This window comes from Motilibacter rhizosphaerae (assembly GCF_004216915.1).
GTDB lineage: Bacteria > Actinomycetota > Actinomycetes > Motilibacterales > Motilibacteraceae > Motilibacter > Motilibacter rhizosphaerae.
Genome location: NZ_SGXD01000001.1, coordinates 331,550 through 353,539, shown reverse-complemented (window position 1 = coordinate 353,539; position 21,990 = coordinate 331,550). Strand labels below are relative to the sequence as shown.

At 72.9% G+C, this 21,990-nt stretch carries 23 protein-coding genes; 19 read left to right on the top strand and 4 right to left on the bottom strand.

Going from position 1 to position 21,990, the window contains the following annotated elements; genetic code table 11:
- Positions 1–37 precede the first annotated feature (37 nt).
- Together EV189_RS01630 and EV189_RS20530 are read left to right on the top strand one after the other, a co-directional pair.
- Positions 38–598 (top strand): TetR family transcriptional regulator, encoded by a 561-nt coding sequence (locus tag EV189_RS01630; protein WP_130491204.1) that lies wholly within the window; start codon positions 38–40, stop codon positions 596–598.
- 59 nt (positions 599–657) lie between these two features.
- Positions 658–1,317, top strand: coding sequence for a hypothetical protein (locus EV189_RS20530; RefSeq protein WP_130491203.1), 660 nt, complete (start codon positions 658–660; stop codon positions 1,315–1,317).
- Here EV189_RS20530 and EV189_RS01620 read toward each other — a convergent pair.
- Together EV189_RS01620 and EV189_RS20525 are read right to left on the bottom strand one after the other, a co-directional pair.
- Entirely contained in the window at positions 1,314–2,339 is a 1,026-nt protein-coding gene (locus EV189_RS01620; RefSeq protein WP_130491202.1) for an LLM class flavin-dependent oxidoreductase, read from the bottom strand. The two genes, EV189_RS20530 and EV189_RS01620, sit on opposite strands and share 4 nt — an antisense overlap.
- Before the next feature lie 18 nt (positions 2,340–2,357).
- Positions 2,358–2,516 carry a hypothetical protein gene (locus EV189_RS20525; protein WP_231115968.1) on the bottom strand — a complete coding sequence of 53 codons (159 nt, stop codon included), beginning with the start codon at positions 2,514–2,516 and terminating at the stop codon, positions 2,358–2,360.
- A 151-nt stretch (positions 2,517–2,667) separates the two neighbouring features.
- Here EV189_RS20525 and EV189_RS01615 point away from each other — a divergent pair, with 151 nt between their 5' ends.
- The 13 genes from EV189_RS01615 (at position 2,668) to mscL (ending at position 15,809) form a co-directional block, all read left to right on the top strand.
- Positions 2,668–3,666: a LacI family DNA-binding transcriptional regulator gene (locus EV189_RS01615; protein WP_231115967.1), complete on the top strand. Its 999-nt coding sequence runs from the start codon at positions 2,668–2,670 to the stop codon at positions 3,664–3,666.
- A gap of 382 nt (positions 3,667–4,048) precedes the next feature.
- On the top strand, positions 4,049–4,978 hold the full coding sequence (locus EV189_RS01610) for an ABC transporter permease (RefSeq protein WP_130491200.1): 930 nt from the start codon (positions 4,049–4,051) through the stop codon (positions 4,976–4,978).
- Positions 4,975–5,814 (top strand): ABC transporter ATP-binding protein, encoded by an 840-nt coding sequence (locus EV189_RS01605; RefSeq protein ID WP_130491199.1) that lies wholly within the window; start codon positions 4,975–4,977, stop codon positions 5,812–5,814. Before EV189_RS01610 ends, EV189_RS01605 begins: the two co-directional genes overlap by 4 nt.
- Positions 5,811–6,566, top strand: a complete 756-nt coding sequence (locus EV189_RS01600) for an ABC transporter permease (RefSeq protein WP_130491198.1) — start codon at positions 5,811–5,813, stop codon at positions 6,564–6,566. Before EV189_RS01605 ends, EV189_RS01600 begins: the two co-directional genes overlap by 4 nt.
- Before the next feature lie 35 nt (positions 6,567–6,601).
- Positions 6,602–7,822, top strand: coding sequence for an ABC transporter substrate-binding protein (locus EV189_RS01595; protein ID WP_130491197.1), 1,221 nt, complete (start codon positions 6,602–6,604; stop codon positions 7,820–7,822).
- Positions 7,823–7,862: 40 nt separating this feature from the next.
- Complete coding sequence (locus tag EV189_RS01590) at positions 7,863–8,867, top strand: LysR family transcriptional regulator (protein WP_130491196.1); 1,005 nt, start codon at positions 7,863–7,865, stop codon at positions 8,865–8,867.
- The gene (locus EV189_RS01585; RefSeq protein ID WP_130491195.1) at positions 8,864–9,853 is read left to right on the top strand and encodes a TIGR03557 family F420-dependent LLM class oxidoreductase; all 990 of its coding nucleotides are present in this window, start codon (positions 8,864–8,866) and stop codon (positions 9,851–9,853) included. The genes EV189_RS01590 and EV189_RS01585 overlap by 4 nt, the downstream gene beginning before the upstream one ends.
- A gap of 22 nt (positions 9,854–9,875) precedes the next feature.
- Positions 9,876–10,724, top strand: a complete 849-nt coding sequence (locus EV189_RS01580; protein ID WP_130491194.1) for a nitrilase-related carbon-nitrogen hydrolase — start codon at positions 9,876–9,878, stop codon at positions 10,722–10,724.
- Positions 10,721–12,139 (top strand): dihydropyrimidinase, encoded by a 1,419-nt coding sequence (hydA, locus tag EV189_RS01575; RefSeq protein ID WP_130491193.1) that lies wholly within the window; start codon positions 10,721–10,723, stop codon positions 12,137–12,139. The genes EV189_RS01580 and hydA overlap by 4 nt, the downstream gene beginning before the upstream one ends.
- A gap of 13 nt (positions 12,140–12,152) precedes the next feature.
- Positions 12,153–13,181: a TIGR03842 family LLM class F420-dependent oxidoreductase gene (locus EV189_RS01570; protein WP_130491192.1), complete on the top strand. Its 1,029-nt coding sequence runs from the start codon at positions 12,153–12,155 to the stop codon at positions 13,179–13,181.
- A gap of 13 nt (positions 13,182–13,194) precedes the next feature.
- Positions 13,195–13,953 carry an SDR family NAD(P)-dependent oxidoreductase gene (locus EV189_RS01565; protein ID WP_130491191.1) on the top strand — a complete coding sequence of 253 codons (759 nt, stop codon included), beginning with the start codon at positions 13,195–13,197 and terminating at the stop codon, positions 13,951–13,953.
- Entirely contained in the window at positions 13,950–15,305 is a 1,356-nt protein-coding gene (locus EV189_RS01560) for an aspartate aminotransferase family protein (RefSeq protein ID WP_130491190.1), read from the top strand. Before EV189_RS01565 ends, EV189_RS01560 begins: the two co-directional genes overlap by 4 nt.
- Positions 15,306–15,398: 93 nt before the next feature.
- Positions 15,399–15,809, top strand: a complete 411-nt coding sequence (gene mscL / locus EV189_RS01555) for a large conductance mechanosensitive channel protein MscL (RefSeq protein WP_130491189.1) — start codon at positions 15,399–15,401, stop codon at positions 15,807–15,809.
- A 208-nt stretch (positions 15,810–16,017) separates the two neighbouring features.
- On the opposite strand, the gene EV189_RS01550 is transcribed toward mscL, so the two are convergent.
- Positions 16,018–17,028, bottom strand: coding sequence for an IS30 family transposase (locus EV189_RS01550; RefSeq protein WP_407938103.1), 1,011 nt, complete (start codon positions 17,026–17,028; stop codon positions 16,018–16,020).
- A 179-nt stretch (positions 17,029–17,207) separates the two neighbouring features.
- Between EV189_RS01550 and EV189_RS01545 the strand changes: the two genes are divergently transcribed.
- Entirely contained in the window at positions 17,208–18,485 is a 1,278-nt protein-coding gene (locus EV189_RS01545; protein ID WP_165400070.1) for an HNH endonuclease signature motif containing protein, read from the top strand.
- A gap of 131 nt (positions 18,486–18,616) precedes the next feature.
- Here the strand turns inward: EV189_RS01545 and EV189_RS01540 are convergent, their stop codons facing one another.
- Positions 18,617–19,261: a class I SAM-dependent methyltransferase gene (locus EV189_RS01540; RefSeq protein ID WP_231115966.1), complete on the bottom strand. Its 645-nt coding sequence runs from the start codon at positions 19,259–19,261 to the stop codon at positions 18,617–18,619.
- Between the two features lie 89 nt (positions 19,262–19,350).
- On the opposite strand from EV189_RS01540, the gene EV189_RS01535 reads away from it, so the two are divergent.
- From EV189_RS01535 to EV189_RS01525, 3 genes are all read left to right on the top strand, one after another.
- Positions 19,351–19,833, top strand: a complete 483-nt coding sequence (locus tag EV189_RS01535; RefSeq protein ID WP_165400069.1) for a universal stress protein — start codon at positions 19,351–19,353, stop codon at positions 19,831–19,833.
- 68 nt (positions 19,834–19,901) lie between these two features.
- Complete coding sequence (locus EV189_RS01530) at positions 19,902–21,377, top strand: MFS transporter (protein WP_130491184.1); 1,476 nt, start codon at positions 19,902–19,904, stop codon at positions 21,375–21,377.
- Positions 21,374–21,985, top strand: coding sequence for a TetR/AcrR family transcriptional regulator (locus tag EV189_RS01525; protein WP_130491183.1), 612 nt, complete (start codon positions 21,374–21,376; stop codon positions 21,983–21,985). The genes EV189_RS01530 and EV189_RS01525 overlap by 4 nt, the downstream gene beginning before the upstream one ends.
- Positions 21,986–21,990 lie beyond the last annotated feature (5 nt).

Here is a 21,990-nt window from a genome sequence, read left to right as displayed (position 1 = left end):
ACCCGATGTCAGCGGCTGCCATCACTAGGATGGCGGCGTGGGACGATGGGCACCCGGCGCACGCGGCCGCCTCGCCGAGGCGGCGCTCGAGCTGTACGTCGAGCGCGGCTTCGAGCAGACGACGGTGGGCGACATCGCCGAGCGCGCCGGGGTGACCGAGCGGACCTTCTTCCGGCACTTCGCCGACAAGCGCGAGGTGCTCTTCGACGGGTCGCAGCACCTCCAGGACGTCCTGGTCAGCGCCATCTCGGGAGCGGAGCCCGGCACGCCGCCGGTCGACGTCGTCGCCACCGCGTACGAGCGGGCGGCGGAGCTGCTCGAGGGCGGGCGGGAGCACAGCGCGCAGCGCTCGCGCGTCATCGCCGCCACTCCCGGCCTGCAGGAGCGCGAGCTGCTCAAGCTCGCCGGCCTCACCTCGGCGGCCGCGGCCGCGCTCCAGGAGCGCGGGGTCGCCGCGCCAGCCGCCCTGCTCGCTGCGGAGACGGGCGGCACGGTCTTCCGGGTGGCCTTCGACCGCTGGGTGGCCGGCCAGGGCGAGGACCTGCGCGGCTGCCTGCGCACCACGCTGGCCGAGCTCCGTGGGCTGACCGGCTCCTGACGCCTGGTCTGCCCGTTCAGCACCTTCCCGGTCGAGACGCGGGGCGCCACGGTGAGGGCATGCGCCTGACCGCGGCAGTGGCCGCCACCACGTCCCTCGTCCTCCTCTCCGCGGGTGCCGGCGCGGCCGCCGCTGCGACCAGGGCCACTCCGCGCGTGTCCGCGGTGTGTGCCGTCGCGACGACTAGGGCCCTCGTCCTGCCCGTGCGCGGGAAGTGCGCCAAGGGGGCGACGTACATGGCCGTCGGTGCACCCCCGCAGGTGGTGGCCGGCGAGCCGGGCCTGCCCGGCGCGCAGGGACCAGCGGGTCCGCAGGGGCCGGCGGGCGCGACGGGGGCGACGGGGCCGGCCGGCCCGACGGGAGCGACAGGCGCGACCGGCGCGACCGGCGCGACCGGTCCGCGAGGGCCGGCCGGGCCCCTCGACGTCTACTCCGTGATCGTCGACGGGACGGGTGTCGTGGCCCGCTCCACCGTGCCGGTCACGGTCGTGGCCGAGGGCAAGGGCCAGTACGACGTCGTGTTCCCGTTCGACGTCACGACCTGCATCCCCGTGGTCGGCCTGGCGAGCCCGGCGCTCCTGGGATCCCCGGCGGAGGCCGTCCTCGGCGTGGCGGGCCTCTACCAGAAGCCGAAGGGGTTCTTCGTGGACGCCCAGAGCATCACTGGCGCCTACGTGAACGCGCCGTTCTCCCTGATGGTGCAGTGCCCTGGCAGCTAGTCCTTCGGGCTCCACCCCAGCGCCGGGCCCAGCCGCGTGGCGATGTCAGTGAGGATCTGGACGTAGTCCTCCTCCTCGAAGCTGAACGGCAGGGCGAAGGCGACCTCGCGCACCTCGCGGAAGCCCGCGTGCGCGCGGAGCTCGTCGGCGATCTGCTCGGCCGGCCCGACGAGGTCGCGGGCGAAGAGCAGGCGCCCCGGGCCCTGCGGCTCCCGCGTACGCGGTGTCCGCGCCGCGGCGTAGGCGGCGTACTTCTCCTGCTGGGCAGGGGAAGCAGAGTCGGTGGGGATCACGACGAGCCCCTGCGAGACCCTGGCGGCGTCGCCCAGGGGGTGCGCGGCGCGGAAGGCCCTGATCTGCGCGGCCTGCAGCTCGGCGAAGTCCCACGGCCCGGTCTCCGGCTCGGCGCGCAGCACGCTGGACGTCACCAGTGACAAGCTGTTCTCGCCGGCCCACACGGCCGAGGGGGTGCCGGCGGCGCCGTACCAGATCCGGTCGCGGAGGCCCGGTGAGTGCGGCTGGACGCGGCGGGAGAACACCTCGAAGCCCTGCGTGCCCTCGAAGCCGCTCGCGGGCTCGCCGCCGACGAGCCGGAGGAACCGGGCGACCCGCTCGTGGCTGAAGTCCTCGACCTCCGCGGTGTCGGGGTAGAGCGCGTCCTTGACGTCGTCCCAGCGCATCGGGGTGCCGACGCTGAGGCCGGGGTTGAGCCGGCCGCCGGAGAGGACGTCGACGGTCGCAAGGTCCTCGGCCAGCCGCAGCGGGTTCTCCCAGCCGAGCGGCGTCACCGCGGTGCCGAGCCCGATGCGGGTGGTGCGCTGCGACGCGGCGGCGAGCACGGCGACGGGCGAGGAGATCCCGTGCTGGAGGTGGCGGTGGCGCAGCCAGGCGCTGTCGAAGCCGAGCTGCTCGCCGAGCTCGATGACCCGCAGCGTCGTCTCGTGACCGCGCGCCGGGTCGTCGGGGTCGAACACCCCGATGGTGAGGAACCCCAGCTGCTCCAGCGGTCCGGTCGTCGGCATGACGACAGGACTACCAGGTCAGGGCGCGGGCCGCAGTGTCGCGGTCATCAGCCAGTGGTGCGTGCCCAGGGGGTGGACACGGGCGAAGCCGCGCTGCTCGAACATCGCCGTCGTGCCGCCGTGCAGGAAGGAGCCGGAGACGCGCCGTCCCTCCACGTCCTCGGGGAAGGCCTCCACGGTCCCAGCGGCCAGTCCGGCGATCTGCGCGAGCGCGCCGTGGGCGGACCCACGACGTGCCGTCGTGACGGTAGGTTCGCCGCAGAGGCACATCGTGGTGACGGGGAGCGGAGGGGTGGCGGTGGCCGGGCGAGCACGCGCACGTCCCGCGGTGCCGACCCTCGCCACCGTCGCGGCCGCCGCGGGTGTGTCGCCCGCCACCGTCTCCCGAGTCGTCAACTCCTCCGCCCCGGTGTCGCCGGAGCACCGCGCCGCCGTCGAGGCGGCCATCGCCCGGCTCGGGTACGTCCCCAACCGCACCGCCCGCAGCCTGGCCACGCGCTCGACGGGAGCCCTCGCCCTGGTCGTGCGCGAGGCCGTGGAGTTCGGGGTGAGCGACCCGTACCTCAGCACGTTCCTCATCTCGGCGAGCTCCGCGCTCGCCGGCAGCGGCCTGCACCTCGTCGTGATGGCGGCCAGCGACGACGCCGAGCACGAGACCGTCGGCGCGTACGTGCGTTCGGGGCACGTCGACGGCGCGCTGCTCGTGTCCGTCCACGCGGGCGACCCGCTCCCGGGGCAGCTGCTGGCGGCGGGCATCCCCTTCGTCTTCGGCGGGCGCCCCCCGATGGAGCTGCCCGACGAGGTCTGCGTCGTCGACACCGACAACCTCGGCGGTGGACGGCTCGCGGCGCAGCGCCTGCTCTCCACCGGGCGCTCGCGGGTCACGGCCATCAGCGGGCCGGTGGACATGACCGCCGCCGCGGACCGCGTCGAGGGCCTGCGCCGCGGGCTGGACGAGGCGGGGGTCCCGCTGCTCGGCCTCGCCCACGGCGCCTGGACCCGCAGCTCGGGCGAGCAGGCGATGACCACGCTGCTCGCGGACCACCCCGACCTCGACGCCGTCTTCGTGGCCAGCGACACGATGGCCGTGGGTGCGCTCAAGGCGCTGTCGGCGGCCGGCCGCCGCGTACCCGACGACGTGGCGGTCATCGGGTTCGACGACGTGGAGGTCGCGGCCTACGCGACGCCCCCGCTCACCACCGTGCGCCAGCCCACGGCGGAGCAGGCGCGGTGCGCCATCGAGGCGCTCGTCGCGCACGTGCGGGACGGCCAGGCCCCGCCCTCGGTCGTGCTCCCGACCGAGCTCGTCGTGCGGCAGTCCGGCTGACCCAGCGTGCTGTGATCCGCATCACAGTACGCTCCCGGCAACACGCTCGCGGCCGGTGCCGCGCGCTCGCTGTCAACCTTCCTCGATGGCTCCGGGGCGTCCCATCGAGGAGATCGATGGTTGACCCGGCGAAGGTGCAGGAGTCGCTGGCAGCACTGCCTTTCTCCGCGTAGCGCGGTACCCGTCCCCCGCGCGCCCGTGACGTCGCCGTGACACGGGCCAGACCCCTCCTCTGCGCCGTTTTGCGCTGGCTCATAGGCACTTCTGGCGCCGTCGAGCAGTCACCCCGCCGCAACATGCCGTAACGCAGTCGACGCAATCCCGCTCCAAGGTCGAGCCCTGCGGACGAGCCGTCCGCCCGACCGGGAGGGGGATGCGCGCCATGACCGACGCCGCCCTCGAGACTGTTGCCGTCGCCTCGATCTCGCTGCCCCGCAGCAGGTCCGAGCGCGCGACGCGGGTGGCCTCCGGGGTCGCCGGCGTCGCGGCGCTGGCGCTCGGTTGGGAGGCGTACAAGGCCGTGGGGCCGGCCGACGGTGGCTCGGTGCTGGGCCTGCCGGTGCTGCCCCGCTCCGACGACTCCTCGATGCCCCACGTGTGGCACGTGCTCGCGGTGATGGGCGACCCCGAGGTCTCGGCGCCGGGCGCGTCCTCCGTCGGCTCCTCGATCGCCGGCGCACTGCTCCGCACCGGCGCGTACGCGGTGGCGGGCTGCCTGCTCGGCGCGCTCGTCGGCCTGCTGCTCGCCGTCGTCATGCAGCGGCTGCGGTGGGTCGAGGAGGGCCTGCTGCCGTACGTCGTGCTGAGCCAGACCGTCCCGCTCGTCGCGCTGGCCCCGCTCGTCGTCGGGATCGGTCGCAGCCTGCCCGTCCCGGGCGGCTGGCAGCCGTGGATGTCGGTGACGGTGGTGGCGGCGTACCTCGCGTTCTTCCCCGTCGCGGTCGGCGCGCTGCGCGGCCTGCAGTCCGCCCCGGCCGCCTCGGTGGAGCTCTTCCGCAGCATCGCCGCGACGCCCGCCCAGACGCTGCTGCGGCTCCGGCTGCCGGCGGCCGTGCCGTACCTCGTGCCGGCAGCCCGGCTCGCGGCAGCGGCGTCCGTCGTCGGCGCCGTCGTCGCCGAGATCAGCACGGGGACCAAGGGCGGCATCGGGCGCCTGATCATCGCCTACGCCCAGCAGGCGAGCACCGACCCCGCCCGGGTGTACGCCGCGGTGCTCGCGGCCGGGCTGCTCGGGCTCGTCCTCACCACCGGGGCGGGGCTGCTGGAGCTCGCCCTCCCTGGCGACCGCGACTCCCGAGGAGGACGCCGATGACCTCGACGACCACGAGCGGCCTGGCGGGCGCGCACGCGGCAGCACCTGCTGGGGCCGTGAGCATCCGCGGCGTCGACCAGGTCTTCGCGACCCGCGGCGGGGAGGTCCGCGCCCTCGACGGCATCGACCTCGAGATCGGCCGCGGCGAGCTCGTCTCGCTGATCGGGCCCTCCGGCTGCGGGAAGTCCACGCTCCTGCGCGTCATCGCCGACCTGGTCACACCGACGCGCGGCGAGGTCGTCGTCAACGGCAAGCCGGCGCACCAGGCGCGGCTGGACCAGGACTACGGCATGGCCTTCCAGGCGGCTGGGCTGCTGCCCTGGCGGACGGTCGCCGGGAACGTCGAGCTCCCGCTGGAGGTCCACGGCACCAAGCGCTCCGAGCGGCGCGAGCGCGTCGCCGAGCTGCTCGACCTGGTCGGGCTCGCCGACTTCGCGAAGGCCCGTCCCGGCGAGCTCTCCGGCGGCATGCAGCAGCGCGTCGCGATCGCCCGCGCTCTCGCGCCCCGGCCGCCGCTGCTCCTCATGGACGAGCCGTTCGGCGCGCTCGACGAGATGACCCGCGAGCGGATGCAGGCGGAGCTGCTGCGCATCGGCACCGAGACCGGGACCACGGTCGTCTTCGTGACCCACTCGATCCCCGAGGCGGTCTTCCTGTCCCAGCGCGTGGTCGTCCTCTCGGCCCGCCCGGGCCGCATCGCCGGCATCGTGCCCGTGGACCTGGCCGAGCGCGACGAGTCGGTGCGTGAGGACCCGCGCTTCTTCGCCGGCATCACCGCCGTCCGCGAGACCCTGCGCGGCGGGGGCGCTCCGGTCGGCGGGGTGGAGGACCGGTGAGGCGGGTCCTCCTGCCGATCGCCACCGGCATCGGCGCCCTCGTGGCGTGGCAGGTCGTCGTCGACGCGTTCGACATCGCGCCGTACGTCCTGCCCGGGCCGCAGGCGATCGCGAGCTCGCTGCACGACTTCGCCGGCGAGATCCTCGACGCGGCAGAGGCTTCCGGCACCAACGCGCTCATCGGGCTCGTCGCCGGCACCCTGCTGGGCGTCCTCGTCGCGCTCGTCGCCTCGCGGCTCAGCGTGGTGGACGGCATGCTCGCCCCGCTGGCGGCCGCGGCGAACGCGATGCCGATCGTGGCGCTCGCGCCGATGTTCAACACGATGTTCGGCACCACGAGCTCGGTCCCGCGCCGGCTCGTCGTCACCGTCGTGGTGTTCTTCCCGGTCTTCGTCAACACCCTGCGGGGCCTGCGCGACGTCGACCCGGTGCAGGCGGAGGTGCTGCGCTCGTGCGCAGCGTCCCCGTGGCAGGTGACCCGGACGCTGCGCCTCCCCGGCGCGCTGCCCCACGCGTTCACCGGGGTCCGGCTGGCCTCGGCGCTCTCGGTCATCACTGCCGTCGTCGCGGAGTACTTCGGCGGCCTGCAGGACGGGCTCGGCGCGCGCATCACCTCGGCCGCCGCGAACACCGCCTACCCGCGGGCGTGGGCGTACGTCACCGCGGCGTGCGCGCTCGGCCTGGCGTTCTACGTCGTCGCCCTCGTGCTCGAGCGCGTCGCCGTGCCCTGGCGCGCATCGACCCCCTCCTGACCCCACCCGTCCCTCGCCAGCATCGGAGAAGCACTGTGAGACACCGCATCCTGCCCTCTGCCGCGGCACTGTCCGCGCTCGCCCTGACGCTCGCCGCCTGCGGGTCGAGCGACAAGGCCCCGACCTCCAGCTCCGCACCCGCCGGCTCGAGCCCGGCCTCGGCCCCGGCCGACGCCTCGGGCTCCGCCGCGCCAGCGGCCTCCACGGGCACCTCGGGCGGCAAGCTCACCCCGGTGAAGCTGCAGCTGCAGTGGTTCACCCAGGGCCAGTTCGCGGGCTACTTCGCCGCGCAGGAGCAGGGGTACTACAAGGACGCCGGCCTCGACGTGAAGATCCTCGAGGGCGGCACCGACATCGTGCCGCAGACCGTCCTCGCGCAGGGCCAGGCGGACTACGCGATCGCCTGGGTGCCGAAGGCGCTCGCCTCCCGCGAGCAGGGGGCCGGCATCACCGACGTCGCGCAGATCTACCAGCGTTCGGGCACCCTGCAGATCAGCATGAAGGACAAGGGCATCACCTCGCCCGCCGACTTCAAGGGCAAGACCGTCGGCAACTGGGGCTTCGGCAACGAGTTCGAGCTCTTCGCCGGCATCACCAAGGCCGGGCTCGACCCCAGCAAGGACGTCAAGCTCGTCCAGCAGCAGTTCGACATGAACGCCTTCCTCAAGGGCGACATCGACGCGGCCCAGGCGATGGTCTACAACGAGTACGCCCAGGTCCTCGAGGCGAAGAACCCCAAGACCGGCAAGCTCTACAGCCCCGACGACCTCAACGTCGTCAACTGGAACTCGGTCGGCACCGCGATGCTGCAGGACGCGATCTGGGCCAACACGGCCAAGCTGAAGAGCGACTCGGCCTACCAGGACACCACGGTGAAGTTCATCGCCGCCAGTATCAAGGGCTGGGCCTTCTGCCGCGACAACCCGCAGAAGTGCCGCGACATCGTCGTGGCCAAGGGCTCGAAGCTCGGCGCCAGCCACCAGCTGTGGCAGGTCAACGAGGTCAACAAGCTCGTCTGGCCGGCCCCGGCCGGCGCCGGTGTCATCGACAAGGCGGCCTGGGACCAGACCGTGCAGGTCGCCAAGGGCACGAAGAACGCCGACGGCGCGACCGTGATCAAGAAGGACCCGGACGCCGACGCGTACACCAACACCTACGTCGAGAAGGCCCTGACGATGCTCAAGGGCGAGGGCGTCGACGTCACGGGAGCCGGCTTCAAGCCGATCTCCGTGACGCTCAACCCCGGCGGCAGCTGAGCGACGCCGAGTGCCACCGTCGAGCGGGAGAGGAGGGGAGATGACGAGGGGCTTCACCCTGGTGCAGCTGCGGTACTTCTGCCGGGTGGCCCGGCTGGGCAGCATGACGGCCGCGGCCGAGGAGCTCGCCGTCACCCAGTCCGCCCTCTCCTCGGCGGTGGCGCAGCTCGAGGCCTCGCTCGGTGTGCAGCTCTTCCGGCGTGTCCCGCGCCGCGGGCTCGCGCTGACCGAGGCCGGCAGGCGGCTGCTGCGCGAGGCGCCCGCCCTGCTGGAGGACGCCGACGTCCTGGTCGGAGCCCTGCGCGACGACCAGGACGCGGTGGCCGGCGAGCTCGTCGTCGGGATCTACGAGCCGCTCGCGTCGCTGCGCGTGCCCGACATCCTGCGGGAGTTCGAGCGGCGCCACCCGGAGGTCCACGTCTCCCTCGTCGAGGGCGACCAGGCCGTGATCCGGGAGGCGCTGCTCGGCGGGCGCTGCGAGCTGGCGCTGATGTACGACATGGGGGAGGGCGGCGGCTTCGTCCAGGAGGTGCTCGAGACCGTCCCCGCGCACGTCCTCGTCGCCGCCGGGTCCCGGCTCGCCGAGCTCGGCGGCCCGGTGAGCCTCGAGGACGTCGTGGCCGAGCCGCTCATCCTGCTCGACCTCCCCGAGACGCGCGACTACGTGCTGCGCGTCTTCCACAGCGCCGGGCTCGTGCCCTCGGTGCGCCACCGGCTGACGGGCTACGAGACCGTCCGCTCGTTCGTCGCCCGGCACCACGGCTACGCCGTGCTCAACCGCAAGCTGCCCCACGGGCAGACGCACAGCGGGGGCGAGGTCGTCGCCCTCGACATCGCCGAGGAGGTGCCCGCCATCGACGTCGTGCTCGCCACGCTCGACGGCGTACGCCCCACCCGGCGCGCGCAGGCCTTCATGGAGATCTGCCGGCGGCACCACGGTGCGCAGGACCATACTGGGCGGGACCAGGGCGAGCGACCCCTGGCCGGGTCTGTTGGACTGGCGGGGCACGTCCCGTCCAGTCCGAGGATCAAGGAGCTCCGATGACCCAGGCGCACGTCGGCCTCGCTGTCGCCCTCGAGCAGTTCGCCCCTGCCGAGGCGCTCCGCCACGCCGCGCTCGCCGAGCAGCACGGCTTCCGCGGGTCGATGGCGGCCGACCACTACCAGCCGTGGGTGCCGCAGCAGGGGGAGGCGTCCTTCGTCTGGAGCATGCTCGCCGCCCTGGGCGAGCGCACCACGGGGGACCTCGGTACGGGGGTGGCCTGCCCGTCGTTCCGCATGCACCCGGCGATGGTGGCGCAGGCGGCGGCCACGGTCGAAGCGCTCTACCCCGGGCGGATGTGGCTCGGGCTGGGCTCGGGCGAGGCGCTCAACGAGCACATGTTCGGGGCCTACTGGCCGGAGGCCCCCGAGCGGATCACGATGATGTTCGAGGCCATCGAGCTCATCCAAAAGCTGTTCACCGGCAAGGACGTCAAGCACGACGGCCGCTACTTCAAGTTCCACAAGACCCGGCTGTGGACGATGCCGGAGGTGGCGCCGCCCATCTACGTCGCCACCGCCGGCCCGATCACGGCCAAGCGCACCGGCGCCACCGTCGACGGGATCATCACGGTCGCCGCGCCGGAGGCGAAGGTGGCCGGGGTGCTGGAGAAGTTCGCCGAGGGTGCGCGCTCCGTCGGCAAGGACCCCGACACCATGCCCAAGCTGCTCCAGATCCACCTGTCCTGGGCGCCGACGGACGAGGAGGCGATGGCCAACGCCATGGCCGAGTGGCCCAACGGCGGCATGAAGTTCCCCAAGCAGGACATCCGCTCGCCCTACGACTTCGAGCAGATGGCGCAGCTCGTCCGGCCCGAGGACTTCACAGGCCGGATGGTGATCTCCTCCGACCCCGACCAGCACCGGGCCGAGATCCAGAAGTTCCTCGACCTCGGCATCGACCGGGTCTACCTGCACAACGTCGGGCGCAACCAGGAGCAGTGGATGGAGGTCTTCGGCTCCGAGGTGCTGCCCAAGCTCACCAGATGACCAACCGAGTCCAGGAGGACCCATGACTGTCGTGCGTGTCGCCCTGAGCCAGACCACCTGGCCGGGGAGCAAGGAGGAGATGCTCGACAAGCACGAGCAGTTCGCGCGCGATGCCGCCGCGCAGGGTGCCCAGGTGATCTGCTTCCAGGAGCTGTTCTACGGCCCGTACTTCGGCATCACGCAGGACGCGAAGTACTACGACTTCGCCGAGCCGGCGGACGGTCCGATCGTGCAGCGCTTCGCCGCGCTCGCCGCGGAGCTGCACCTCGTCATGGTCCTCCCGATCTACGAGGAGGAGCAGCCCGGCGTCTACTACAACACCGCCGTGGTGGTCGACGCCGACGGCACCGTGCTCGGCAAGTACCGCAAGCACCACATCCCCAACCTGGACCGCTTCTGGGAGAAGTTCTACTTCCGCCCGGGCAACACGGGCTGGCCGGTCTTCCAGACCGCGGTGGGCAAGGTCGGCGTGACGATCTGCTACGACCGCCACTTCCCGGAGGGCTGGCGCGTCCTCGGCCTCAACGGCGCCGAGATCGTGTTCAACCCCAACGCCTCCAAGCCCGGTCTCTCCAACCGCCTGTGGGAGCTCGAGCAGCCCACGGCGGCCGCCGCCAACGGCTACTTCGTGGCCGTGCCCAACCGCGTGGGCCGCGAGGACAACGAGTACGGCGACGACGCGGTCGACTTCTACGGCACGTCGTACGTCGTCGACCCGCAGGGCAACTTCGTGGGGGAGAAGGGCAGCTCGGAGAAGGAGGAGCTGCTCATCCGCGACATCGACCTCTCGATGATCCGCAAGGTCCGCAACGACTGGCAGTTCTACCGCGACCGCCGGCCCGACGCGTACGGAGAGCTGGTGGAGCCGTGAGCCGCACGCTCATCACCGGCGGCACGCTCGTCTCGACCACGGGCGCGGTCCCGACCGACGTCCTCGTCGACGGGGAGACGGTCGCCGCCCTGCTCGCTCCGGGGACGGGTGCCGAGCTCGCGGTCGACAGGACGATCGACGCGACGGGGAAGTACGTCCTGCCGGGCGGTGTCGACGTGCACACGCACATGGAGATGCCCTTCGGCGGGACCGAGGCCTCCGACACCTTCGAGACCGGCACGTACGCCGCGGCGTGGGGCGGCACGACGACGATCGTCGACTTCGTCGTGCAGCGTACGGGCCAGGTCGTCCAGGAGTGCCTGGACACCTGGCACCAGAAGGCCGCCGGCAACTGCTACGTCGACTACGGCTTCCACATGATCCTCGGCGGGGTCGACGAGGACTCGCTCAAGGCGATGGACCAGCTCGTCGACCACGAGGGCATCACGAGCTTCAAGCTCTTCATGGCCTACCCGGGCGTCTTCCTCTCGGATGACGCGCAGATCCTGCGGGCGATGCAGCGCGCCTCCGGCAACGGTGCGATGACCATGATGCACGCCGAGAACGGCACGGCGATCGACGAGCTCGTGCGCCAGGCCCTGGCCCGCGGGGAAACCGACCCGGTGTTCCACGGGCTCACCCGGCCGCCGCTGCTGGAGTCCGAGGCCGTCAACCGCGCGGTCACCCTCGCGGAGGTCGCCGGCGGCACGCCGCTCTACGTCGTGCACGTGTCGGCCAGCCAAGCGCTCGAGCGCATCGCGGCCGCACGGACGACGGGGGCCAACGTCTTCGCGGAGACCTGCCCGCAGTACCTCTACCTCACGCTCGAGGACCACCTCGGTGCCGGGGGCGCCGGGAGCTTCGAGGGCGCGAAGTACGCCTGCTCGACCCCCCTCCGCTCGAAGCACGAGCCGCACGCCGCGGACCTGTGGAAGGGCCTGCGCACCGACGACCTGGCGGTCGTGTCCACCGACCACTGCCCGTTCTGCTTCCAGGACCAGAAGCAGCTGGGGCGGGGCGACTTCAGCAAGATCCCCAACGGCATGGGTGGCGTCGAGCACCGGCTCGACCTCGTCCACCAGGGCGTGGCGGACGGCAAGCTGTCGCTGCAGCGCTGGGTGGAGACCTGCTCGACGACACCGGCCCGGATGTTCGGGATGTACCCGAAGAAGGGCGTGGTCGCGCCCGGGTCCGATGCCGACATCGTCATCTACGACCCTGCGGCCACGACCCGGGTCAGCGCCGAGACGCACCACATGAACATCGACTACTCGGCCTACGAGGGGTTCGAGCTGCGCGGCGGCGTCACCACGGTCATGGCGCGCGGCGAGGTGCTGCGCGACGGCGACACGTTCACGGGACGCAAGCGGCGCGGCGCGTACGTGCCCCGCGGCCTGTCCCAGTACCTCCGCTAGGGAAGGAACTCCCATGGACTTCGGTGTCGTCCTGCAGAACAACCCCCCGGCGGCCCGGGTCGTCGAGCTGGTCCGGCAAGCGGAGCTCTCCGGCTTCACGCACGCCTGGACCTTCGACTCGCACCTGCTGTGGCAGGAGCCGTACGTCGTCTACTCCGCGATGCTCGCCGCGACCCGGCGGATCGTCGTCGGCCCGATGGTGACCAACCCGCTCACGCGCGACTGGACGGTGACCGCCTCGTCGTTCGCCACCCTCAACGAGATGTACGGACCGCGCACCATCTGCGGCATCGGCCGCGGCGACTCGGCGGTCCGTACCCTCGCCGGGAAGCCGAGCACGCTGCAGACGCTGCGCGAGAGCGTGCACGTCATCCGCGAGCTCGCGAACGGGCGCAGCGTCGAGCACAACGGGCGCACCATCCGCTTCCCGTGGGCCGTGCAGACCGGGGAGCGGGACGCGACGCAGGTCTGGGTCGCGGCGTACGGGCCGAAGGCGCTGCAGCTCACCGGGGAGGTGGCCGACGGCTTCATCCTCCAGCTCGCCGACCCGGACATCGCGGCGTGGACCATCAAAGCGGTGCGCGAGGCGGCCGAGGCCGCGGGACGCGATCCCGCGTCGGTGAAGATCTGCGTGGCGGCACCGGCGTACGTCGGTGACGACCTCGACCACATGCGCCAGCAGTGCCGGTGGTTCGGCGGCATGGTGGGCAACCACGTCGCCGACCTCGTGGGCCGCTACGGCAGCGACGGCTCGGTCCCCGCGGCGCTCACCGACTACATCAAGGACCGCCAGGGCTACGACTACAACGAGCACGGGCGCGCCGGGAACACGCACACCGACTTCGTGCCCGACGCGATCGTCGACCGCTTCTGCCTGCTGGGCAGCGTGTCCGACCACCTGGAGCGGTTGCGCGACCTGCGCGACCTGGGAGTCGACCAGTTCGCGCTCTACCTCCAGCACGACGGCAAGGAGCAGACGATGCACGCCTACGCCGACTCCGTCATCCCGGTGATGGCCGACCGCGGCCTCGCCGTCAGCTGAGGAAGGACCACCTGTGGGGAAGCAGGAACGCCCCGTCGCCGTCGTGACGGGGGCGAGCAGCGGCATCGGCGCGGCGACGGTCCGCGCGCTGGCCGCGGCAGGCTACGAGACCGTCGCGGCCGCTCGTCGCGTCGAGCGGTGCGCCGAGCTCGCGGCCGAGGTCGGTGGGCGGGCGGTCGCACTCGACGTCACCGACGAGGCCTCGGTCGCGGCCCTCGCCGAGGCCGTCCAGGAGGTCTCGGTCGTCGTCCACTCCGCGGGCGGCGCGCTCGGGATGGACGCGGTCGAGGACTTCGACCCCGAGGGCTGGCGGTGGATGTACGACGCCAACGTCATCGGCGTCGCCCGCGTGCACCGCGCCCTCCTGCCCGCCCTCCGCAAGACCGCGACCCCCGCGGCGCCGGGGACGGTCGTCGTCGTGGGCTCGCACGCAGGCCTCCAGGCCTACCGCGGGGGCGGCGGCTACACCGCGGTCAAGCACGGCGTCCGCGCCCTGTGCCAGACCCTGCGCCTCGAGCTGCTGGGCGAGCCGCTGCGCGTCACCGAGATCGCGCCCGGCTTCGTCGAGACGGAGTTCTCCCTCGTGCGCCTCGGCGACCAGGAGCGCGCCGACGCGGTCTACGCGGGGATGACTCCGCTGCAGGCGCAGGACGTCGCCGAGCTCATCACGTTCGCCGTCACCCGACCCGGGCACGTCAACCTCGACCACGTCGTCGTCCGGCCCCGGGACCAGGCCGACGCGTACCACGTCGCAAGGGAGCTGGCCTCATGACCACCGACGCGCTCGTCACCACCGACGCCGCCCGGACGTACGCGATGGACCGCGCGCACGTCTTCCACTCGTGGGTGGCGCAGGACCTCATCACCCCGCTCGTCATCACGGCGGCCCAGGGGTCCTACGTGTGGGACGGGGACGGCCGCCGGCTGCTCGACCTGTCCTCCCAGCTGGTCAACACCAACATCGGACACCAGCACCCGAAGGTGGTGGCCGCCATCCAGGAGCAGGCGGGCCGGCTCTGCACGGTCGCCCCGCAGCACGCCAACGACCAGCGCAGCGAGGCGGCCCGGCTGATCGCCGAGCTCGCCCCCGACGGCATGGAGAAGGTGTTCTTCACCAACGGCGGCGCCGAGGCCATCGAGAACGCCGTCCGGATGGCGCGGCTGCACACCGGGCGCGTCAAGGTGCTGGCGCAGTACCGGTCCTACCACGGTGGGACGAGTACCGCGATCAACCTCACCGGAGACCCGCGCCGCTGGGCGAACGACTACGGATCCGCAGGGGTCGTGCACTTCTTCGGCCCGTTCCTCTACCGCTCGGCGTTCCACGCCACCACGGAGCAGGAGGAGTGCGAGCGCGCGCTGGAGCACCTGGAGCATCTCATCCGCTTCGAGGGGCCGGACACGATCGCCGCGATCGTGCTCGAGAGCATCCCCGGCACCGCCGGCATCATGGTGCCCCCGCCGGGATACCTGCGCGGGGTGCGGGAGATCTGCGACCGCTACGGCATCATCTACATCGCCGACGAGGTGATGGCCGGCTTCGGCCGCACCGGCGCGTGGTTCGCCTTCGAGCACTTCGACGTCGTCCCCGACCTCATCACCTTCGCCAAGGGCGTCAACTCCGGCTACGTCCCGCTCGGCGGCGTCGTCATCAGCGAGGAGATCGCGGCGACGTTCGGCACCCGCGCGTACCCCGGTGGGCTGACGTACTCCGGCCACCCGCTGGCGTGCTCGGCCGCGGTCGCGACGATCGGCGCGATGCACGACGAGGGCATCGTGGAGAACGCCGCGCGGCTCGGGGAGACCGTCCTCGGCCCAGGCCTGCGCGCGCTGGCGGAGAAGCACCCGAGCATCGGAGAGGTCCGTGGCCTCGGCGTGTTCTGGGCGCTCGACCTCGTCAGTGACAGGGAGACGAAGGAACCGGTCGCGCCGTACGGCGGCACCAGCCCGGTGATGAGGGAGCTCGTCGCGGCCTGCCTCGCCGGCGGGGTCCTGCCGTTCACGAACTACCACCGCCTGCACGTCGTGCCGCCCTGCACGGCGACGCCGGAGGAGCTCGCCGAAGGGCTCGCGGTGCTCGACGCGGCGCTCGACGTCGTGGACGCTGCGGTCTCGGCGGGGTGACCTCCTCCGTTCCGGCTCCGGCCCGCGCCGCTCTCCCCTAGGGTGCGGGCCGGAGAGCGCGACGGTGCGCTCCGCTTACGGCTGGAGGCGTTCGTGCGCAAGCTGCTCACCGAGTTCAAGACGTTCGCGTTCGGGGGCAACCTCGTCGACATCGCGATCGGCATCGCCATCGGCGCGGCCTTCGCCGGGGTCGTGCAGTCGCTCGTCGACCACATCATCCTGCCGATCGTCGCGGCCGTCTTCGGCCAGCCGAGCTTCCACTCGCTGCACGGCTCGATCCGCGGGACGCGCATCCCCTACGGCGACTTCCTCACCGACCTCGTGAGCTTCCTGCTCCTCGCGCTGGTGATCCTGCTGCTGGTCAAGCTCATCAAGCGGCTCACCGGCGTCGAAGCCGCTGGCGCGCAGGGCAACCGCGAGTGCGACCACTGCAAGTCCTTCATCCCGGTCGACGCCACGGTCTGCATGTACTGCACGAGGGACATCGAGCCGGTCGTCGCCTGACCCCTGCGCGCATGCGCCCGCGCCTCTTCCCGTGATCATGCAGATCCTGGGGGGGTGCGCGAGGCCGCTACTCCTCGCTCGGCGCCCGCTCCTCCCGCCCGCCCTTCCGGCGGTGATCATGCACATTCTGGGTACCGCAGCGGCTCCTGGCGGGGAGGGGTGTGCGCGAGGCCGCCGGCGGCCGCTCGTCACGCCCACGCTCGTGGGGTCAAGCGGTGGTTGCACCAGCGGCTGTGACTAGCTCAGCGAACGCTTTGGCGGGGGTGCGGAAGTCGAGGACTTTGCGGGGGCGGCCGTTGAGCCGGTCGGTCGCGGCTTGGAGGTCCTCGGCGCTGACCTTCGTGAAGTCGGTGCCCTTCGGGAAGTACTCGCGGATGAGTCCGTTGGTGTTCTCGTTGGTGGGCCGCTGCCACGGGGAGTGCGGGTCGCAGAAGTAGACCTCGATCTGCGGGTCGAGGGCGAGGTCGAGGTGACGTGCCATCTCGCTGCCCTGGTCCCAGGTCAGGGTGCGGCGAAGGTCAGCGGGGAGGGACCGCATCCGCGCCTGGATCGCGGTGATGACCTGCTCGCTGGTCTTGCCGTGCGGGAGCAGCGAGGTGATCAGGTAGCGCGACTGCCGCTCGACCAGCGTGATGATCGCCGAGCGCGAGGCCCGGTTGCCCTCGACCAGGTCGCCCTCCCAGTGCCCGGGGACCGCTCGGCCGGCGACCTCGTCCGGGCGGTCCGCGATCCCGACCATGCCGAGGAACCGCGGCGTGTCCCCGGCAGCCCGGGTCGCGGCCCGCGACATCCGGCGCAGCCGCCCGGTCCGCAACGCGACGTCGAGCTCGACGTTTATCCGGGCGCGTCCCAGCACGTAGATGGCGTTGTAGACGGTGGAGTGCGACACCTTCCATCGTGACTGCCCCGGGTGCTCGGGGGCGACCCGCCCGCATGCCTGCATCGGTGAGGCACCCGCCCGCAACCAGTGCGAGACCTCCGCGCGCAGCTCGTCGTCGGCCTCGAGGCGCAGCACCTTGGGGCGCCGGGCACGCTCTCGCGCCCCACCGTTCGCCCGCCGCGGGTGGTAGGCGCCCGCCCGGTCACGGTCAGCGTTCACCTCACGAGCGACCGTCGTGTGCGCGCGGCCCAAGATCGCCCCGATCGCCCGGAAGCTCAGCCTCCGCTTCACCAACTCCGAGATCGCGACCCGCTCATCGAACGACAACCGCTCCGCCACCACGCACCCGCCTCACAGCTCAACGACTGGTGCAACCACCCTAGGAACCGCCCCTCCCTTGGTGATCATGCACACCTTGGGTTAGCGCAGCGGCTCCAGGTGCCGCTTACACCGTTGAAGTGCCTGACAGGCAGAGCTTTCTGCTTGTATCCGAACACATGTTCGAGTATGATGCAGCCATGGGATCGGGGGCAGGCGAGTTGGTGCGGCAGGCCCGCGCCTGCCTTGCCGAACTCGCCGCGCTTGACCTGTCCGAGGTCGACCTGCCGGAGCTGGGCCCGCTGCTGAAGGAGCTGCACGCGACCCGCGCGGTGCTCGACGCCGCTGACGCGAAGGTGCTGGAGGCGTTCGACTCCCGGCAGGCCCACCGCTCGGACTTCGCGGTGACGGCAGCGTCGTGGCTGCGGCACCACACCCACGTCGGTGAGGCCGATGCCCGTGCGCGGGTACGCGTCGCCCGGGCGTTGCGCTCCCTGCCGCTCGCCGCGGACGCACTGGCCGGAGGTGAGGTGTCGTGGCAGCACGTCCGCCGGATCGCCCCGGTGGTCGGCTACCTCGCCGACACCCCGGACGAGCTGGCTCGCCTGGAGAAGACGCTGGTGGACTTCGCCCGGGACAACACCCCGGACGACCTGACCCGCCTGGTCCAGGCCGCGGCGGAGGCCGCCGGTGTCGGGGAGTCCGCGGCGGAGCGGGAGCAGCGCCGGCTGGCGCAGCGCTCCTTCACCACCACGAAGAGCCTGGACGGGTGGCGGCACGTGACCGGTCTGCTCGCCCCGGAGCTCGGGGACCTGCTCGAGCAGGTCCTCACCGGCCTCGCCACCCCGGTCCCGGGCATCGACGGCGCCCCCGATCACCGGACGGCGCCGCAGCGCCGGCACGACGCGCTCGCTGACGCGATCGGCCTGGTCGCCGACCTCGACACCGTGCCCGAGGTCAACGGCTCCCGCCCCCGGCTGACGCTGATCGCCGACGTGGCGACGATCCGGTCGGAGGACTCGGCGTGGGCCGCCCGCTCCCCGCTCGCCTCGGTCCTGACCCGCTCGCTCGGCCCACGAGCCCTCGAGCTGCTCACCTGCGACGCGATCATCACCCCGCTGCTCACCGACAGGCTCGGCGTCCCCCTCACCGAGGGCCGCGCCAAGCGGTTCGTGACGAACGCCCAACTCACCGCGCTCAAAGCGCGGGACGGTGGGTGCATCGTCCCCGGCTGCGACCGGGTCCGGCTCGAAGCGCACCACGTCATCCCGTGGTCGCAGGGCGGGCTCTCCGACGTGAGCAGCTACGTGCTGTTCTGCAAGCGACACCACCACCTCGCGCACGAGGACGGCTGGACCGTCGAACCCGACCCCGAACGGCCCGGGCTCTTCCAACTGAGACCACCCGACGACCGGCCATCCATCAAGGCGTGCCACACCATCGACCGCGACCCCGGCAGCACCACCCCCATCTGGTGAGGGAGGCCGACGGGATGCCCAGCTCGCCGCCCCCAAGATGTGCATGATCACGCGCAGGGCCGCGTACCCGACATGCGGCTGGGCGGCTTCGACGACTCGCAGCTCGTGGTCCGCGACTCGACCTGATCCGGCTAGGCCCGCCGCGCCAGCAGGTACGCCCGCCGGCTCGCGTGCTCCGCGCCCGGTACGGGCTCGCGCTCCAACCGCGCCTCCAGCGCCCACCCCGCGGCGAGCAGCAGGGCGGTCTCGTCGTCGGGGTCGAGGTAGCGGAACTCCAGCTCCACCGGCACGCCGAACAGCTCGTCGGCGTGGAGCACGCTGCCTGCCGGCTGGCCCGCGGCGCTCACGTGGAACGCGAGGAGCAGCCGGCCGCCGGGCGCGACCGCCCGCGCCAGCTCGGCGTACGCGGCTGCGCGCTCGGCGCGGTCGAGGTGGATGACGGCGTACACGCACACCGCCCCCGACCAGCCGGCGTCCGCGACGGCCAGGTCGAGCAGCGAGCCCACCGCGAAGGACAGCCCGGGGTGGCGGCGCCGCGCCTCGGCGACCATGGCGGGGGAGAGGTCCACACCGACGACCGGTGCGCCAAGCGCGGCGAGGTGGGCCGCGACGTGCCCGGGACCGCAGCCGACGTCGGCGAGCGGACCCTCGCCCGCGCGCAGCTCGACCAGCGCGGCGAGCATCGCGCGGTCCAGCGGCTTGCGGGCCAGCTCGTCGGACAGCTCCGCTGCGTACGCAGCCGCGACCGCGTCGTAGCTCGCCCGGACCCGCTCCACGGCGCCAGTCTGGCCCGCGCGGGTGGGGCTCGTCATCCACAGGTTCGCGACGCACACTGGTCGGGGACATGCGAGCCAGGAGGCGGACCATGGAGGAGCTGCAGCGTCGCAGCACGGAGCCCGGACCGGCGCGGGAGCGCGGGCCCGTCGTGCTCGTCGGGGTGGACGGGAGCAGGGCCTCGCGGTGCGCCGCGCTGGCCGCGGCGAGCGCCGCGCGGCGGATGGAGGGCTCGGTCCTCGCGGTCCACGTCCCCACGCTGTCGCCGCTCGCCGCCCTCGCCTGCTCGATGGGGGCGGGTGCGCTGCTCGGCGAGGCGCAGCGCGAGGTGTCGCGCCAGATCGAGGACGAGCTCGCCAGCCTGCTCGAGCTGGAGGACGTCCCCTGGCGGTTCGTCGTGGAGACGGGCCCGGTCGGCCCGGCCCTCGTGCGCCTCGCCGCGAGCACGCGCGCGGCGGTCGTCGTCGTCGGCGCCCCGCGGCGGACCTGGCGGGGCCGGCTCGCCCACCTGCTCGTCCCGTCGGTCCCGCGCCTGCTGCTCCGTTCGGGGACGGACCGCCTGCTCATCGCCTGAGGCCCGACGGAGAGGACGCTGCCTCCGCTACGCTAAGCGGAGCGGAGGGTCCGCTTCAGGAGGCACGCATGTCCAGCGACGTCCGTCGCAGCTCGTCCAGCACGTCCAGCCCCCACTACTGGGTCACGTTCGCCGTGCTCGCGGCGTCCGTCGCCGCGTACGCGCTGCTCCAGTCGCTGGTCACCCCGGTCCTCTCGACCATCCAGCACGACCTGCACACCGACCAGGCGACAGTCACGTGGGTGCTCACCGCGTACCTCCTGTCGGCGTCGATCTCCACCCCGATCCTCGGGCGCATCGGCGACCGCGTGGGCAAGGAGCGGATGCTCGTCGCGACCCTCGTCGCCCTCGCGGTCGGCTCGCTGCTCGCCGCGGTCGCCTCGAGCATCGGCGTCATGATCGTGGCCCGCGTGATCCAGGGCCTCGGCGGCGGCGTGCTCCCGCTGTCGTTCGGCATCGTGCGCGACGAGTTCCCCCGCGAGAAGGTCGCTGGCGCCGTCGGCCTGCTGGCCGCCCTGCTCGCGGTCGGTGCCGGGCTCGGCATCGTGCTCGCCGGCCCGATCGTCGACCTGCTGGACTACCACTGGCTGTTCTGGATCCCGCTGGTCGTCACGGTGCTCGCCGCGGTGGCCGCGAAGCTGCTCGTGCCCGAGTCGCCGGTCCGTACGCCCGGCCGCGTGAGCCTGCTCCCCGCCGTCCTGCTCTCCGCCTGGCTCGTCTGCCTGCTGCTCGCCCTGAGCCAGGGCACCGCCTGGGGCTGGGGCTCGGGCCGGATCGTCGGCCTGCTCGTCGCGGCCGCCGTCCTCGCCGTCGCCTGGGTCGTGGTGGAGTCGCGCTCGTCCGCGCCGCTCATCGACATGCGCATGATGCGCCGCCCGGCCGTGTGGACCACCAACCTGGTCGCGCTGCTCGTCGGCGTGGGGCTGTACGCGACGTTCGGCTTCCTGCCCGAGTTCCTCCAGACGCCGAGCGCGGCGGGCTACGGCTTCGGCTCGAGCATCACGCAGTCGGGGCTGATCCTGCTGCCCTCGAGCGTGACGATGTTCATCGTCGGCATCGCCTCCGGGCCGCTCGCCGCGCGCTTCGGCGCGAAGGCGCTCGTCGTCGTCGGACCGGCGGTCGCGGTCGTGACCTTCGTGCTGCTCGCCTTCGCGCACGACTCCGTCTGGCAGGTCTGCGTCGCGACCGGCGTCATGGGCGTGGGCTTCGGCTTCGCGTTCTCCGCGATGTCGAGCCTCATCGTCGAGGCGGTGCCGGCGGAGCAGACGGGCGTCGCCTCCGGCATGAACGCCAACATCCGCACCATCGGCGGGTCCATCGGCGCCGCGCTCATGGCGAGCATCGTCACCTCGGGCGCGCGGCCCGACGGGCTGCCGCGCGAGGCGGGCTACACCCACGGCTTCGCCGTCCTCGGCGTCGTCACGCTGGCGGCCGCCGTCGCCGCCCTGCTCATCCCGCGTACGCGTCCCGCCGTCGTCGAGGAGCGGCACGCCGAGCTCGGGATCGTCGCGGCCGGCACCCTCGTGGGCAGCGAGCCGGAGTGACCACGGCCCCGAGCGCGGAGCGACCGCTGCGCAAGGACGCGGCGGAGAACCGCCGCCGCGTCCTCAGCGCGGCACGGGAGCTGCTCGGGCGGCACGGGCTCGACGTCAGCATGGACGCGATCGCCGCGGAGGCGGGGGTGGGCACGGGCACGCTGTACCGGCGCTTCCCCAGCAAGGAGGCGCTCGTCGACGCTCTCGTGGCCGACATCGCCGAGTCCGTGCGCGACGCCGCCGAGCGCGCGCTCGCCCGCGGCGACGGGACCGGGCTGGAGGCGTTCCTGCGCGAGGTGGCCGCCTCCTGCGCGAGCTGGCGGGGCTTCCTCGCCCGGCTCTGGGACGCGCACCGCTCGCCCGCGCAGTCCGCGGAGGTGCGCGCCCTGGTCGACCGGCTGCTCGCGCAGGCCCGGCAGCACGGGCGGGTCGGGCCGGGCGTCGAGCTGCGCGACGTGCTGCTCCTGCTCTGGGCGCTGCGCGGGGTCATCGAGACCACCGAGGACGAGGCGCCCGGCAGCTGGGAGCGGCACCTCGAGCTCCACCTCGTCGGGCTGCGGGTGGGGCTGCCGCCGGGGGAGCACCGCTCGGGGGGCGCTGTCGGCGCAGCGGGTTAGCGTGG